Annotated in this window: 1 pseudogene; it reads left to right on the top strand. The window is 61.5% G+C overall.

Annotated features, from left to right (window positions below):
* Positions 1–873 (top strand): annotated as a pseudogene (locus tag IEY68_RS35865) (DNA-directed RNA polymerase subunit beta); the annotation flags it as partial.

Below are 873 nucleotides of genomic sequence, written 5' to 3'. Positions count from 1 at the left end.
GTGGGTACCGGTATGGAACTGCGGGCCGCGGTGGATGCCGGTGATGTCGTGGTCAACGACAAGCCGGGTGTGGTCGAGGAGGTCTCCGCCGACTACGTCACGGTGATGGCCGATGACGGGACCCGTAAGTCGTATCGGATGCGGAAGTTCGCGCGGTCGAATCAGGGTACGTGTGCCAATCAGCGTCCGATTGTGGACGAGGGTCAGCGGGTGGAGTTCGGTCAGGTGCTGGCCGATGGTCCGTGCACCGAGAACGGTGAGATGGCTCTGGGTAAGAACCTGCTGGTGGCGATCATGCCGTGGGAGGGTCACAACTACGAGGACGCGATTATTCTGTCGCAGCGTCTCGTGGAGGACGATGTGTTGACCTCGATCCATATCGAGGAGCATGAGATCGACGCTCGTGATACGAAGTTGGGTGCCGAGGAGATCACGCGCGATATCCCGAATGTTTCCGATGAGGTCCTGGCCGATCTCGACGAGCGTGGGATCGTGCGGATCGGTGCGGAGGTGCGTGACGGTGACATCCTGGTCGGGAAGGTCACTCCGAAGGGTGAGACCGAGCTGACGCCCGAGGAGCGGTTGCTGCGCGCGATCTTCGGTGAGAAGGCGCGTGAGGTGCGTGATACCTCGTTGAAGGTGCCGCACGGTGAGTCCGGGAAGGTGATCGGTATCCGGGTGTTCTCCCGCGAGGACGACGACGATCTGCCTCCCGGTGTGAACGAGCTGGTGCGTGTCTATGTGGCGCAGAAGCGCAAGATCCAGGATGGTGACAAGCTCGCGGGCCGTCACGGCAACAAGGGTGTGATCGGCAAGATTTTGCCCACCGAGGATATGCCGTTCATGCCGGATGGCACTCCGGTCGACATCATC

This window comes from Nocardia jinanensis (assembly GCF_014645735.1).
Classification (GTDB): domain Bacteria; phylum Actinomycetota; class Actinomycetes; order Mycobacteriales; family Mycobacteriaceae; genus Nocardia; species Nocardia jinanensis.
This window is presented reverse-complemented; position numbering and strand designations above follow the sequence as displayed.